The 13,430-nt window shown below is 62.3% G+C and carries 8 protein-coding genes and 1 pseudogene; 6 read left to right on the top strand and 3 right to left on the bottom strand.

Translation table 11 applies throughout. The features are described from left to right. Positions 1–330: 330 nt before the first annotated feature. Positions 331–633, top strand: coding sequence for a DUF1330 domain-containing protein (locus tag P3T21_RS34145; protein ID WP_429260306.1), 303 nt, complete (start codon positions 331–333; stop codon positions 631–633). Beyond that, positions 536–835, top strand: a pseudogene (locus tag P3T21_RS34140) (hypothetical protein); the annotation flags it as partial. The gene P3T21_RS34145 and the pseudogene P3T21_RS34140, both read left to right, overlap by 98 nt. On the opposite strand, the gene ligD reads toward P3T21_RS34140, so the two are convergent. The 3 genes from ligD to P3T21_RS34125 all read right to left on the bottom strand — a co-directional run bounded on the left by ligD (position 764) and on the right by P3T21_RS34125 (position 5,971). Then, the gene (gene ligD / locus P3T21_RS34135) at positions 764–3,022 is read right to left on the bottom strand and encodes a DNA ligase D (protein ID WP_429260305.1); all 2,259 of its coding nucleotides are present in this window, start codon (positions 3,020–3,022) and stop codon (positions 764–766) included. The pseudogene P3T21_RS34140 and the gene ligD sit on opposite strands and share 72 nt — an antisense overlap. 899 nt (positions 3,023–3,921) lie before the next feature. Then, positions 3,922–5,301 carry a sensor histidine kinase gene (locus tag P3T21_RS34130; RefSeq protein ID WP_429260304.1) on the bottom strand — a complete coding sequence of 460 codons (1,380 nt, stop codon included), beginning with the start codon at positions 5,299–5,301 and terminating at the stop codon, positions 3,922–3,924. Then, positions 5,288–5,971, bottom strand: coding sequence for a response regulator transcription factor (locus P3T21_RS34125; RefSeq protein ID WP_429260303.1), 684 nt, complete (start codon positions 5,969–5,971; stop codon positions 5,288–5,290). The genes P3T21_RS34130 and P3T21_RS34125 overlap by 14 nt, the downstream gene beginning before the upstream one ends. Before the next feature lie 171 nt (positions 5,972–6,142). On the opposite strand from P3T21_RS34125, the gene P3T21_RS34120 reads away from it, so the two are divergent. The 4 genes from P3T21_RS34120 to P3T21_RS34105 all read left to right on the top strand — a co-directional run bounded on the left by P3T21_RS34120 (position 6,143) and on the right by P3T21_RS34105 (position 12,871). Further along, the gene (locus P3T21_RS34120; protein ID WP_429260302.1) at positions 6,143–6,820 is read left to right on the top strand and encodes a response regulator transcription factor; all 678 of its coding nucleotides are present in this window, start codon (positions 6,143–6,145) and stop codon (positions 6,818–6,820) included. A 113-nt stretch (positions 6,821–6,933) separates the two neighbouring features. Next, positions 6,934–8,547 (top strand): efflux transporter outer membrane subunit, encoded by a 1,614-nt coding sequence (locus P3T21_RS34115; protein ID WP_429260301.1) that lies wholly within the window; start codon positions 6,934–6,936, stop codon positions 8,545–8,547. 83 nt (positions 8,548–8,630) lie between these two features. Continuing rightward, on the top strand, positions 8,631–9,755 hold the full coding sequence (locus P3T21_RS34110) for an efflux RND transporter periplasmic adaptor subunit (protein WP_429260332.1): 1,125 nt from the start codon (positions 8,631–8,633) through the stop codon (positions 9,753–9,755). Next, a complete protein-coding gene (locus tag P3T21_RS34105) occupies positions 9,752–12,871 on the top strand; it encodes an efflux RND transporter permease subunit (protein WP_429260300.1) in 3,120 nt (1,039 codons plus the stop codon). Before P3T21_RS34110 ends, P3T21_RS34105 begins: the two co-directional genes overlap by 4 nt. Positions 12,872–13,430 lie beyond the last annotated feature (559 nt).

Raw genomic sequence — 13,430 nt, 5'->3', positions numbered from 1 at the left:
TGGTTGGCGTCAGCACAAAAAATCAATGTTCTGCAGCCGAATCGGAGGGATTGCCGAGATGCTGAAGTAGCGGGCCGCGAGGTGGTTTCGGTCTCGTCCGGTGGCGTATCACCGCTGGAGGGGTGGCTGTGCTACCAAGCGCCGCTTGCAAAAAGCGACTTGTCAAGAAAGCCTACTTCCGCCCGCGCGCCTGCCTCGTCGCCGATACCCAACATTACCTCGTGGATGGAGACAAAGCCGACCAGTAGCTCGCGTGCTCGCCACGCACTACATGAATTGGCTCCGCGCTCTGTTTCGAACACGCCCCACCTATATCGAAGGAGCTCGAAAATGGCAGCCTATGTGATATTCATGCGGGAGAATACCGTGAACGCAGAGGAATTGAAGACGTACTCACAGCTAGCGCCGTCCACCCTCGGTGGCCACCCTGGAACACCGCGCGTATTCTACGGAGCACTCGACATTCTGGAGGGGTCGAACTTCGAGGGGGCAGTGGTTCTGGAATTCCCATCCGCTGCTGAGGCTCGCACCTGGTATGACAGTCCCGACTACCAGGCGGTCGCGCTGCATCGCAGGGCAGGCGCGAACTATCGTGTGTTTATTGTTGAAGGCGTGTCGCACGGTCGAGTCTAGCGTAAAAGCCTTTCCAAGCGGCTCAGGTCCGAGTGCCTTAGAGCCGTGGCATTCGGACAGCGTGACCGTCGAATATCGTGACGATTTCGGCTTCGCTTTCTCTCCAGTTCAACTCGGGGCGATCAGCTTGTCACATCGCGCAGTCCACGCGCCAACAACACGCTTGCGGGCCAACCCAGACGACAGCCCAAGTGCAATGATGGTCGAATATTACGGTCAACGTGCGTCCAAAGGCGGTCTTGTCATCATCGAAGCATCCAATTCTTGCTCTGTTCCACGGTGCGCGCCGCGTGGCGGCGGACTGTGACGGCGAGGCGCCGCGGCGGGAACGTGCGCCGCTTGGAAGCCGGCCGGAGCCGGCCGCACTCAAGCGCTGGCTGCGCCTTTGGACAAATGTGCGCCATCGCGAAGCGGCCGAGCGCACCCTGCTGACGGCGATTGCGGCCGGTGTCTCGCCAGCTGTGCTCGCCGATGCCCTGCTCTCGGCCGCGACCGAAAGGGCGTTTGCCGCACCGGTCATTCGCTCGACTTCATCAACAAGGCCTTCGAGTGCCTCGACCTGATCGGTTGGGAGCACGCGCCAGCTTTGCTGCCTACTATCGTCGGCCAGATGGTCGATCCAGCGAAGATCATTGATGCGCTGAAGGCGGCGAACCGTTAAGGCGGTCGCTGTCGTTGCGCCTCGTCCATTGCGGAGGTAGTCAACGAAAATCTTCCCGATCCTGTTCTTCGGTCCGGAGACGGCAGAAAAGCGTTGAGGCACCACGCGCGCGAGATGGCGGGCGATTGCATGCGTGAAAATCCTTACTTCATCCCACGTGTAGCTGCGTTCGATCGGGACGACGATGTGCACGCCCTTTCCGCCGCTCGTTTTGCAGAACGATGTGAGACCGATTTCGTCCAGCAAGATTTTGGCGAACATGGTCGCTTCCTGCATGGTCTTCCACTTGAGTTGTGGGTCCGGGTCAAGATCAAGGATAAAGCGGTCCGGCAGATCGAGATTTGCTGCCGTTGCGTTCCACGCGTGAACCTCGATGACATTCAGTTGCGCCAGCTCGACAAGCGCCTCCGTGGAGTTTGCGACAAGCAATGGTGGGTGGTGCGGATCCAGCGACACGGGCAGCTTTGTCAGTGCCTTGAGCCGCTGAGCCTCGGCATGCTTCTGATAAAACATCTCGCCGCGCAGTCCGTTGGGCGCTCTCACCAGCATCAATGGCCGGTCAGCTATGTGCGCAAGCATCCACGGGGCGATCGCGTCGTAGTAGCGCACGATATCCAACTTCGTTACGCCTGTAACTGGGTCCACGACCCGGTGCGGGTTCGTGATGGCGCTGCTGCCTACTTTCGCGCGACCATTCACCTGCCGCGACCCGGACGGTTCGTCGTCGACTTTGATCTTCCGGTTCGGCTTTTCGACGACGATCTGGCTGGCGGGTTTGTCCTCCCGGAGGCCATGGAAAACTGCCTGACGAAGTTCGCCAGCCGGAGTCCATTCGAGAAAAGAGACTTCGACAACCATTTCGGGCCGTGTCCAGATGATTTCGCGATCGCGCGCTGGCGGCGGCGGATTGAAGAAGGCTGGACTGCGTACGGGTCGCAAGCCACGCTCCACTTCAACCCGCAAAGTCGGCCGCGATGGCGATTTGACCGCACCGGCATAGCGAAGAGATCCGTCGCTCTCATGGACACCGAGTAACAGCGACTGCACGCCGCTTTTCGCGCCTTTCGACCGCGTAAATCCCCCAACGACGAATTCCTGACGTGAGACACATTTAACCTTGACCCAGTCAGTTGATCGGCCTTCCACGTAAGGACGGTCCAGCCGCTTCCCTACCAGCCCTTCCAGACCCATCCTGCGCGCGGAGGCGAGCAATGAGTGCGCATCCTGTTCGAACGCCTCACTGAAGCGCACATGCGCGCTCTTGCAGTCGCGCAGCGTCGCGTGAAGCGCGGCCCGACGTTCGCGCAGCGGCTGGCTGCGCAGGTCATGCCCATCTACGAACAGGAGGTCGAAGGCAAAATACTTGATGCCGGCCGTTCGGCGCCGGGCGAAGGCATTCTGAAGCGCGGCGAAGTCTGGGGTGCCAGCTTCATTCATCATTACCACTTCGCCGTCGATCCAGGCGTCGTCGACGGGAAGTCTAGCAAGCGCCTTGGCAAGCGTGGGCATGCGGTCAGTCCAGTCGTGGCCGTTGCGCGTGAAAAGTGTGACGTGGTTGCGCTCGATGCGGCAGAGAATCCGATAACCATCAAATTTGATTTCGTAAGACCACGGTGCTCCCTGCGGCGGCCGCTCCACGAGGGTTGCAAGTTGCGGCTGAATGCGAGAAGGTAACGCGTCCGGTTCACGAGCGGTTGTTGCAGCGACTTTGATTTTCTTACGAGTCACGTTGCCCCTCCGCGCCGGTTACGCGAGTCGTGCGCGTTGATTGTGCCCGGCGTCACCTCACTGGCTGGAATCTTGCTCCATCGCGCGGACCAATCTGTCGCTCTGAGGTGGCCATGGCCGCTCCGCTGCAAACTGCTACGTACGTCGAACTGGCATACCAATGAGGTGTCCCATGTGCTATGGCAAACCCGACGAACTGCTCGCCATAATGGAAGCTGCCGGGCCCCCTCCACACAATATGCGCGGACACACCGCCCAAGACGACTTTGACCACTTCTGCGCGTATTCAGGCCTGAATCTAGAAACCGCGACACAGCGTGAGATCGCTTGGGCCAAGGCCGCATATTTCAGCGCGTGGCGACCTAATTAAACAACGCACGAGCTTTCGGCGCACCTCGGAATCGCTTTCGCCGATATCGTGGTCGGGCGCTGCGGGGAGTAAATCGGCCGCCGAGCGCCGCGCGACGATCGCTTGTCGCCGCTCTGCGAGATCGAGCGGCTGAGTTCCCGAAGAGGCTCACGTGGGTTGTTCCGCGACCGCTACGACGGCTGCGGCGGTCGAGCGTCCCAACCCGCCAAAAGAGCAAAGGTGCTGCCAGCGCTCGTGCTGGTGTGGTCCGTGCTCGTTTTTGTTATGGCCGCTGGAGCGGTGGCGTTTCAAACGACTGATCTGCTATAGAAATCCTGGACAGAAATGAGTGTTCAGTGCGTCGCCATTACAAATCGCGAGTATTGGACAGCGGACGGGTGCTATCGACCCAAGACCGTCCTTCGGTAAGCTTCCCTGAACGTCCGAAGTTCGTGTTCGAGAAGTCATTCGACCGTGGACCGACTCGTCGTTCAGCAAAAACAATCGGCCGTTACCTCAGTGGCCACACTGTCCGAGCTGGACAAGAAGCTCAATCCACCGTTCGGATGATCGCTGGACGGGCATTCCTGAGTAGCGTTACGCTGCAACCCGTTGGCACATCGTTGAAGCGGATCGATATGTCATGCATGCCTGCCACAGCATGCGTCAGGCTCAGTCCAAGGCCATTGCCGGGAGTGTGTCGACTCGCCTCGCCGCGATAGAAGCGGCGCAGCACTGCCTGTCGCTCGTCAGGTGCGATCCCCGGGCCGTCGTCAGCGATTGTGATCCCGAAGCCGGCAGCGCCGCGGAAGAGGTCCACCGACACGTGACCTTCCTCCGGCGCGAACTTGATCGCGTTCTCGACGACGTTGGCGATCGCTTCGAACAGCAGATTGCGGTCGCCTTGTAGCTCGATCGAGCCGGACGCCGTGCGTCGATAATCGAGCGTCACGCGCTTTTCTTCCGCTGTCGGCTCATAGAACTCGATCACATCGTCGACGACTGCGGCCAGGTCGACCGTCACGAAGTTACCGTGCCGCGCGTTGCTCTCGATTTCGGAAATGCGCAGCAGCGCATTGAAGGTGCGCAAAATCCCACCCAGTTCGACTATCGCGTTCTCGGTGGCGGCACGGTACTCCTCTTCGGAAGCGGCACGTCGTTGCGCGCGCTCAAGCCCGGCCATGAGCCGCGTCAGCGGCGTACGCAAGTCGTGGGCGATTGCGTCGCACACGCCCTTGACCTCCTGCATCAGTCGCTCGATCTCGTCGAGCATACCGTTGACGACGCGCACCAACCTGTCAATGTCGTCCTGCTTCGCATGGACTGGCAAGCGGCGGCTGAGATTGCCCGCCACGATTTCCTCGATCGATTGTGTCACCGCATCCAGCCGCCGCACCGCCCCGACCCCAACTATCGCCGCGCCAATCAGTCCGGTGAAGAGCATCAGCACACCCGCCGACACCAACGCATGCAACAGCTCTTCATCGAAGTGATCGAGTTCGCGCGTGTTCTGGCACAGCAATGCGGTGCGGCCATCTGGGATCCGCGCGGCGATGCAGCGGGCGGGAACGTTTTGCTCAGGCAGTTCAAGGCGCATCGAAAACGGCCGGTCGAAGTACGGCAGTTCCGGCCGGTCGCCGGGAAGGCCGCCCGCGATGTGTTTGCCCTGCACGTCGAACAACGCAAACGGACGCTGATGGCGCGGATCGAACTGGCTCTGATGATTAAAGCGCGCCACCAGCTCGTCGGTTCCTTCACGTATCAGCGCCGCATGCTCGCGCTGGAGCCAGTCGTCGACGCGCTCGATCTCGAATCCCGTGATCTCGAAATAGAGGTAAGCAAACAGGAGCAGCGAGACGACACCGAACATCGCGAGAAACAGCGTCGCGAGACGGAAACTGGTGGTGCGGTGCAGGTCAGTCAGGCGCACGGAGCGTATATCCCGAGCCGCGTACGGTATGGATCATCGGCATCGAGCCCGCGGGATCGAGCTTCTTTCTCAGGCGGCTGATGTGAACGTCGATCACGTTGGTGCGCTCGTGGAGCCGATAATCCCACACGGCTTCGAAAAGCATCGTGCGGCTGATCGTCTGACCCGCATGCTGCATCAGGTATTCGAGCAGCCTGTATTCGCGCGGTAGCAGTGCAATCAGGCGTCCGGCGCAGGTGACTTCGCGCGTGAGCAGATTCATCCGCACCGGTCCCACCTGGTACTCCTGGACGCTGGCCGGTACGTGGCGGCGGCGCATCAGCGCGTCGAGGCGCGCGGTCAGTTCGATAAATTCAAATGGTTTGGTCAGGTAATCGTCACCGCCGGCGCGCAGGCCGCGCACGCGCTCGTCGACACCCGAAAGCGCACTCAGGATCAGAACGGGCGTGACGACGCCTGCACTGCGCAACGCGGCCAGCATGCCAAGTCCCTCGAGACCGCCGGCCAGCATCCGGTCGAGCACGATGGCGTCGTACTGGGTGGCGACGGCCAGCATCAGCCCGTCACGGCCGGTCTCGGCCGAGTCAACGCGGCAACCGTGATCGGTGAGTGCGTCGACGATCTCTGCGCGTGTCTGGCGGTCGTCCTCGACGACCAAAACGTTCGGCATACAAGGATTCCGGAGTAAGTGCGCATTGAGTCGCCGCCATGGTGCCCCTCGGGCAGACGGCTTTGCGCTACGCTATGCGTTCACAGTATGCCTTGGCGCGGAAAACACCTGTTTCGCCCCAACATTAAAAAAATTTAACCCAGTTCAAATGACAGCTTACGGTTGGCCTGCATGCGAATCCTGATCGTGGAAGACGATGCGCGCGGCAGTCACTTCATCGCACGTGGCCTGACGGAAAGCGGCCATATCGTCGACACGGCCGCCGACGGAGCAACCGGACTCGCGCTTGCCCGCGAGGGCATCTACGACGTTATCGTCACGGACCGCCGCCTGCCGGCGCTGGACGGCATCGAACTCGTTACGCAACTGCGGGCGCACGGTCACGCGACGCCGGTCCTGATGCTGTCCGCCGTCGCCGGGCTGACCGACCGGGTGGACGGCATTCGCGCGGGCTGTGACGATTATCTGGCAAAACCCTACGCATTTGCCGAACTGCTTGCCCGCGTCGAAGCACTGGCGCGCCGGACCGACCGGGCGCGTCTGCAGGACGTCTTGCAGGTGGCCGACCTCGTACTCAACCAGCGGGGGCGCCGAGCGAGCCGCGCGGGACGCGACCTGCATCTGCAGCATCGCGAATTCCTGCTGCTGGAGTGCCTGATGCGTCACGCCGGACAGATCGTCACGCGCAGCATGCTGCTCGAATCCGCGTGGAACTATCAGTTCGACCCGCGCGGCAACATCATCGACATGCACATGCACCGGCTGCGCGGCAAGGTCGATCGCGGCTTCGACAAGCCGCTGATTCACACCGTGGTCGGTGCCGGCTACGTGCTCCGCGCGAACGGCTGAGCGCGCGGCGGCCTCGCGCCATTCTTCATTAAATCTTTTTAATCATCGAGCGAACGACCCGACAGGACGGGCTCGCTATCCTCGCGTCGTCCATGTTGCGAGGAATGCCCTTTATGCCCCGGTTGTACGGCTCGCCACCATTCGGTCGCCTTGCGCCGCCCACGTTGCGCGTGCCTTTCAGGTCGCGGCTGTCGCTGATCGCGTGCGTGTTGACGCTTGGGCTGTTGCCTGGCTGCTCGCTCGTGCCCGCCTATCAGCGTCCGGCCGTGCCCATGCCGATCGCCTGGAGCAGTGCCGCGCAGGCGCCGCTGGCCGATACGGTGCCGGTCAAAAGTGGTTGGTGGCGCGTGTACCGGGACCCGGCGCTCGATGCGCTCGTCGAGCGTAGCCTGCATAACAATTTCTCGCTGGCCTCGGCGGTCGCCAGTGTCGCCGAGGCGCGCGCCAATGCAGAAAAGGCCGGCGCGCCGCTGTATCCGTCGCTGACGCTGAACGGCACCTTCGAGCGCGGCCATCAGAGCGGCGCGGGAGGCAGTTCGGGCATCTCCACCCACGGACAGACTCTGTTCGCGGAAGCGGCTTACGAGGTGGACTTCTGGGGGCTCAACGCCGCCAATGCCAACTCGGCGCAGATGCTCGCGCGCGCCAGCAGTTTCGACCGCGCTACGGTGGCACTGACGCTGACTGCGTCGGTGGTCGATACGTGGTTCCAGATTCAGAGCCTGCGTCAACGCGTGGTGCTCGCGCAGACCATCTCGGACGATGCCGCCAGGATCCTGACGCTATTGCAGGCTCAGCAGGCGGCCGGCGTCGTGACGGAATTGCAGGTCCAACAGCAGCGCAACGCACTGGCGACGTTCCAGGCTGCGATTCCGACGCTGCAACTGCAACTCGATCAGAACGTGCACCTGCTCGCTACGCTGGCGGGCGCGGCGCCCGAGGGATTTGGCGTCCCCGAGGCGAAGCTCGCCAGCATTCCTGTGCCGCAGCCGCGGCCGAACCTGCCGTCGAGCCTGCTCGATACCCGGCCCGATATCCGTTCGATGGAAGCGCAGTTGCAGGCGGCGAACTATAGCGTGGGCGCGGCGCGCGCGGCCTTTTTCCCAAGCATTGTGCTAACGGCCGACGGCGGCCTGGGTAGCCATTCACTGTCGCAGTTTCTTTCAAGTCCGTTTTCGAGCCTGGCGGCGTCGCTGGCGGCGCCGATCTTCGACGGCGGCGCGTTGCGCGGACAGTTGCATGCGAACGAGGCAGCCGAGGACAAAAGCATCGCCGGCTACCGACAGACCGTCGTGACCGCGCTGCAGGACGTCGAGGATTCGCTGTCGGCCGCCGCGCAGCAGCGCCAGGTGGAAGCGGCCGACCAGGCGGCGGCCGATGCTGCCGCTAGGGCCGCCACGCTCGCTGACGCGCAATACAAACTCGGCACGATCGATTTCCTGACAGTGCTCGACACGCAACGCACGCTCTATCAATCCGAGGACACGCTCGTGCAGGCGCGGCTCGCGCGCTTGCAGGCGTCGGTCAGTCTGTTCCGCGCGTTCGGCGGCGGTTACGGCGTGACCGCGCAGAACGGTGACGGCGACGCGAGCGGCGAACCCTCGGCCATCGGTTCAAGCGGCTCGATCGGCTTAACCCGCCCTGTTTACCACGCCGATACCACCACCGCCGTCGCCGAAGACAACTCCGCGCAGCGCCCCTCTTCAACAAATCCCGTCGCGCCATGAATCACGCCGCAGATCTGCCTCCTCAGCAACCGCCCCGGCCGCAGCGCCGTTTCCCTCTCCCTGTCATCGCGGCCCTCGTGGCTATGCTCGCCCTGCTAGCCTGGTGGCAATGGCCCAAACACCCCGCTAGCGCACCGGTGCCCGCCGTTCCGGTGAACGCCGGCCACGCCGTTACCGTAGACTTCCCGATCCGCGTCGCCTCGGTGGGCACCGTGCAGGCGCTCAATACCGTCGACGTCAAAGTGCGCGTCGACGGTCAGTTGCAGCGCGTCGCTTTCACGGAAGGTCAGGACGTGAAGGCTGGGCAACTGCTCGCGCAACTCGATCAAGGGCCGCTCACCGCGCAATTGCACCAGGCTGAAGCGGCACAACGCAAGGACCAGGCAAGCCTCGAGAACGCGCAACTCGACCTGGACCGCTATTCGAAACTCGCGGGCATTGGCGCGGCGACCTCGCAGAGCGTCGACACGGCGCGGGCGCAAGTCAAGGCGCTGGCCGCGACCGTCGCCGCGGACGCGGCGCTGATGGAAAGCGACCGCCTGCAACTGAGCTTTACGACGCTGAGCGCGCCGTTCGCGGGCCGAGTGGGCGCACGTGAGGCCGACGTCGGCGCGATCGTCCATCCTGCCGACACCACCGGCATTGTGACCCTCACGCAGATGGAGCCGATCGAAGTGCTGTTCTCGGTGCCGCAAGACGTGTTGCCGGAACTGCTCGCGAATCAGGCGAAGGCGCCGCTGCCGGTGAGCGTGAAGACGCGTACCGGCAACGACGAGCTCGCGCAAGGCGCGCTCGTCTTTATCGACAGCCAGGTCGATCCGGCCACGGGCCAGATCAAGCTGAAGGCGTCGTTCACGAATACAGATCGCAAGCTGTGGCCGGGCGAACTCGTCACCGCGCGCGTGCTCGTGCAGACCGACCGTCAGCGCATCGCCGTCCCGACTCGCGCCATCGTCAATACGCAGGCCGGCACGCAAGTGTATGCCATAGGCCCGGACGGCAAGGTGCAGATGAAAGCCGTTGAGACCAGTGTGAGCGTCGACGGCATGACAGAGATCAGGCATGGCGTCCAGACGGGCGACCTGATCGTGTTCGATGGACAGAGCCGTCTGAATCCGGGCGCGAAGGTGGCGGCGAAGATCGTCAGCGCGAACGCGGAAGCCGCCTCCGCGTCTGCGTCCACTGCGAATATGGACTCGCCGTCATGAGCCTGCTCGAACTGTTCATCCAGCGACGGATAGCGACCAGCTTCCTCGCGATTGCCGTCCTGCTGGTCGGCATGGTGGCGTATTTTCTGCTGCCGGTCGCACCTTTGCCGCAAGTGGATTTCCCGACCATCCAGGTCATTGCGAATCTGCCGGGTGCCAGTGCCGATACGATGGCGACCTCGGTGGCGACGCCGCTTGAACGGCAGCTGTCGAACATCTCCGGCATTACGCAGATGACCTCGTCGAGCTCTCTTGGCACGACAAGCATTGCGATCCAGTTCGACCTGTCGCGCGACATCAACGGGGCGGCCCAGGACGTGCAGACGGCAATCAACGCTGCAGGCGGCATGTTGCCAAAGAACCTGCCGAATCCGCCGACTTACGAGAAGGTCAATCCGGCTGATTTCACGCTGCTGTCGCTCGCCTTGACTTCGCCCTCGCTCACACTGACGCAGCTCGACAGCTACGCCGAAGATTTTCTCGCGCAGCAGATTTCGCAGATGCCGGGCGTGGGCCTCGTCGATTTTCACGGCCAGCAGCGTCCAGCGGTGCGCATCCGCATCGATCCCGACAAGCTCGCCGCGCGCGGCCTGACGCTGGAAGACGTGCGCTCGATCGTCGGTGTGCAAACCGTCAACGCACCGAAGGGCAGCCTGAACGGCCCGGACCGTTCGGTCGTGTTCAACGCAACCGACCAGATCACCACTGCAGCCGGTTATCGCGACCTTGTCGTCGCGTACAAGAACGGCGCGCCGATTCGTTTGCAAGACCTGGGCACCGTGATCGACGCTGCCGAAGATACCCAGCAGGCTGCCTGGCTGCAGCGTGAACGCGCGATCATTCTCGACGTTCATAAGCAGCCGGGCTACAACGTCGTCGACACTATCCACAACATCACGACTCATTTGCCGGAGATGGAGGCGTCGTTACCCGCGGCGGCGCACGTGCATGTAGTGGGCGACCGCACGCAGACCATTAACGCGTCGGTGCACGACGTGCAGTTCACCCTGATGCTGACGATCGCGCTCGTCGTGATGGTGATCTTCTCGTTCCTGCGCAACGTCTGGGCCACCGTGATTCCGAGCCTGACGATTCCGCTGTCCCTCGTCGCGACCTTCGGCGTGATGTATCTGCTCGGCTATAGCCTCGACAACCTGTCTCTGATGGGGTTGACGATTGCGGTCGGCTTCGTCGTCGACGACGCGATCGTTGTGATCGAGAACGTGATGCGTCACATCGAGGAGGGCGTGCCGCGCATGCGAGCCGCGTTGCTAGGTGCGCGCGAAGTGCGTTTCACGATCGTCTCGATGACGATATCGCTGATCGCCGTGTTCATTCCGATCCTGATGATGGGCGGGATCGTCGGCCGTCTGTTCCGCGAGTTCGCGGTGACGGTGAGCGCGGCCATTGTGATGTCGGCGCTGGTCTCGCTGACCGTTACGCCGATGCTATGCGGCTGGCTGATCCGCACGCCGGCGGCAAACCGCGGTGGCCTCGGCAAGTTGGAGCGATGGCTCGAGGGGGTCTTCGTTGCGGTCGAGCGGCGCTATGAACACGGGCTAGATTGGGTCCTGCGCCACCAGAAGACCATGCTTGTCGTCACGATTGCGACGGTGATTGCGACCGGCGCGCTGTTCGTGCTGATCCCTAAAGGCTTCTTTCCGCAAGAGGACTCGGGTCTGATCCAGGGCATCGCACAGGCCGCGCCGGATATCTCGCCTCAATCGATGGCGGCAAAAATGCAGCAACTGGCTCACATCGTCGAAGCAGACCCGGCGGTCGACAACGTCTACTACTGGATCGGGCCTAATCCGACCGTCAGCCAGGGCCGCATGATGATCAACCTGAAGCCGTTCAATCAGCGCACGGCGAGCGCGGGGCAGGTGGTCAACCGTCTGCGGCCGAAGCTCGCGGCGGTGATGGGCATCACACTGTCGATGCAGGTGCGTCAGGACATTCAGGTGGGTGGACGGATCAGTGCCGCGCAGTACCAGTACACTCTGCAGGACCCGAATGTGCAGGAGTTGGACCACTGGGCGCAACTCCTCACGGACCGATTTGCGAAGCTGCCGCAATTGACCGACGTGACGTCGGACCGGCAAGCTTCGGCGACGAGCGCGACACTGGTAATCGATCGTAGTACGGCCTCGCGTTTCGGCATCACAGCGCAGGCGATCGACGACACGCTCTACGACGCATTCGGCCAGCGTCAGATCGCAACACTCTTCACACAGTTGAACCAGTATCACGTGGTCGAAGAGGTCAATCCGCGGTTTCAGATGACGCAAGACGCGCTCGCGCATCTCTACGTGCGCTCGCCGTTGACGAATGAACTCGTGCCGTTGAACGTGCTGGTGACAGTTCAGAACAACGTGTCGCCAATTTCGGTGAACCACCAGGGCCTGTTCCCGGCCGTGACGATCTCGTTCAATCTCGCCGCGGGGCAATCGCTCGGCAACGCGGTGACGGCGATTCGCGCGGCCGAAGCGGCGGCCGGCAAGCCGGACTCGTTGACGGGCACGTTCCAGGGCACCGCGCAGGCGTTCCAGGCCTCGCTGAAAAGCGAGCCTTACCTGATTCTGGCGGCGCTGGTGGTCGTGTATCTCGTGCTGGGCATTCTCTATGAAAGCCCGATTCATCCGTTGACGATCATCTCGACGCTGCCGTCAGCCGGGGTGGGTGCACTGTGCGCGCTGATGTTGTTCCGCCAGGATCTGTCGATCATGGGCATGATCGGGATCATTCTGCTGATCGGCATCGTCAAGAAGAACGCGATCATGATGATCGACTTTGCGCTGGTCGCGGAGCGCGAGCAGGGTCTTTCGCCCACCGCTGCGATCCGCCAGGCCTGCGTGCTGCGTTTTCGTCCCATCATGATGACGACACTCGCCGCGCTGTTCGGTGCGTTGCCGCTGGCGCTCGGTCACGGCGCGGGGGCGGAGCTACGCGTGCCGCTCGGGATTGCGATTGTCGGCGGTCTGGTGCTGTCGCAGATGCTGACGCTATTCACGACACCGGTGGTGCACTTGTGGTTTGCCCGTCTTGCTCATCGACTTAAACGGGACCATCGCGAAGGCAATACGGCTTTCATACATGCGAGTGAGACAGAATCTTGACCCGCGGATGACGGCGCGAAACCCGGGTCGCGCCTTTAACCCCACCTCGAGCCTCGGCTAAAGGTAAAGCATTCCTCGCGTCCTCCAGAAAATCGCGTGACCGGCTTTTTCCACCCAATAGGCGAATTCTGGTTCGTCGATAGTGTTTCATTCAGCAGCGGGCTCTCGAGCAATCTGGATCGCCCACATAAATCGATCGTTCAGACTTTCGAACCGCAGGTTATGCCGTTGACAACGACCGACTTGCTCTAGCCCTTGAAGAGACGTTCGAAGGCAATCTTCGTTCGTCTCTTCATGGCCGACTTCTGCCCTCGTCACGTCCGTGATTCGGGTTAGGTCGGCGCCTTCCAAAAAAAAGAGCCCACGGTTCCGGAGAACGCGTGGGCTTGTGTCAGGGACGGAAGAGGCAACAGTTTCAGGCCGCCAGCGGCAACCGAAACTGATCGCCTGCCGCAGGATTCGCGGTAAGCGCCTCGCGTCGACCGTTCGCGATGTGTCGCGCGCGCGTGGCACGCTAGTGGTAGCGCGTGATCGATGGCTCGCGGATAGATTCGGGAGA

The organism is Paraburkholderia sp. GAS334, from assembly GCF_050436625.1.
GTDB lineage: Bacteria > Pseudomonadota > Gammaproteobacteria > Burkholderiales > Burkholderiaceae > Paraburkholderia.
This window is presented reverse-complemented; position numbering and strand designations above follow the sequence as displayed.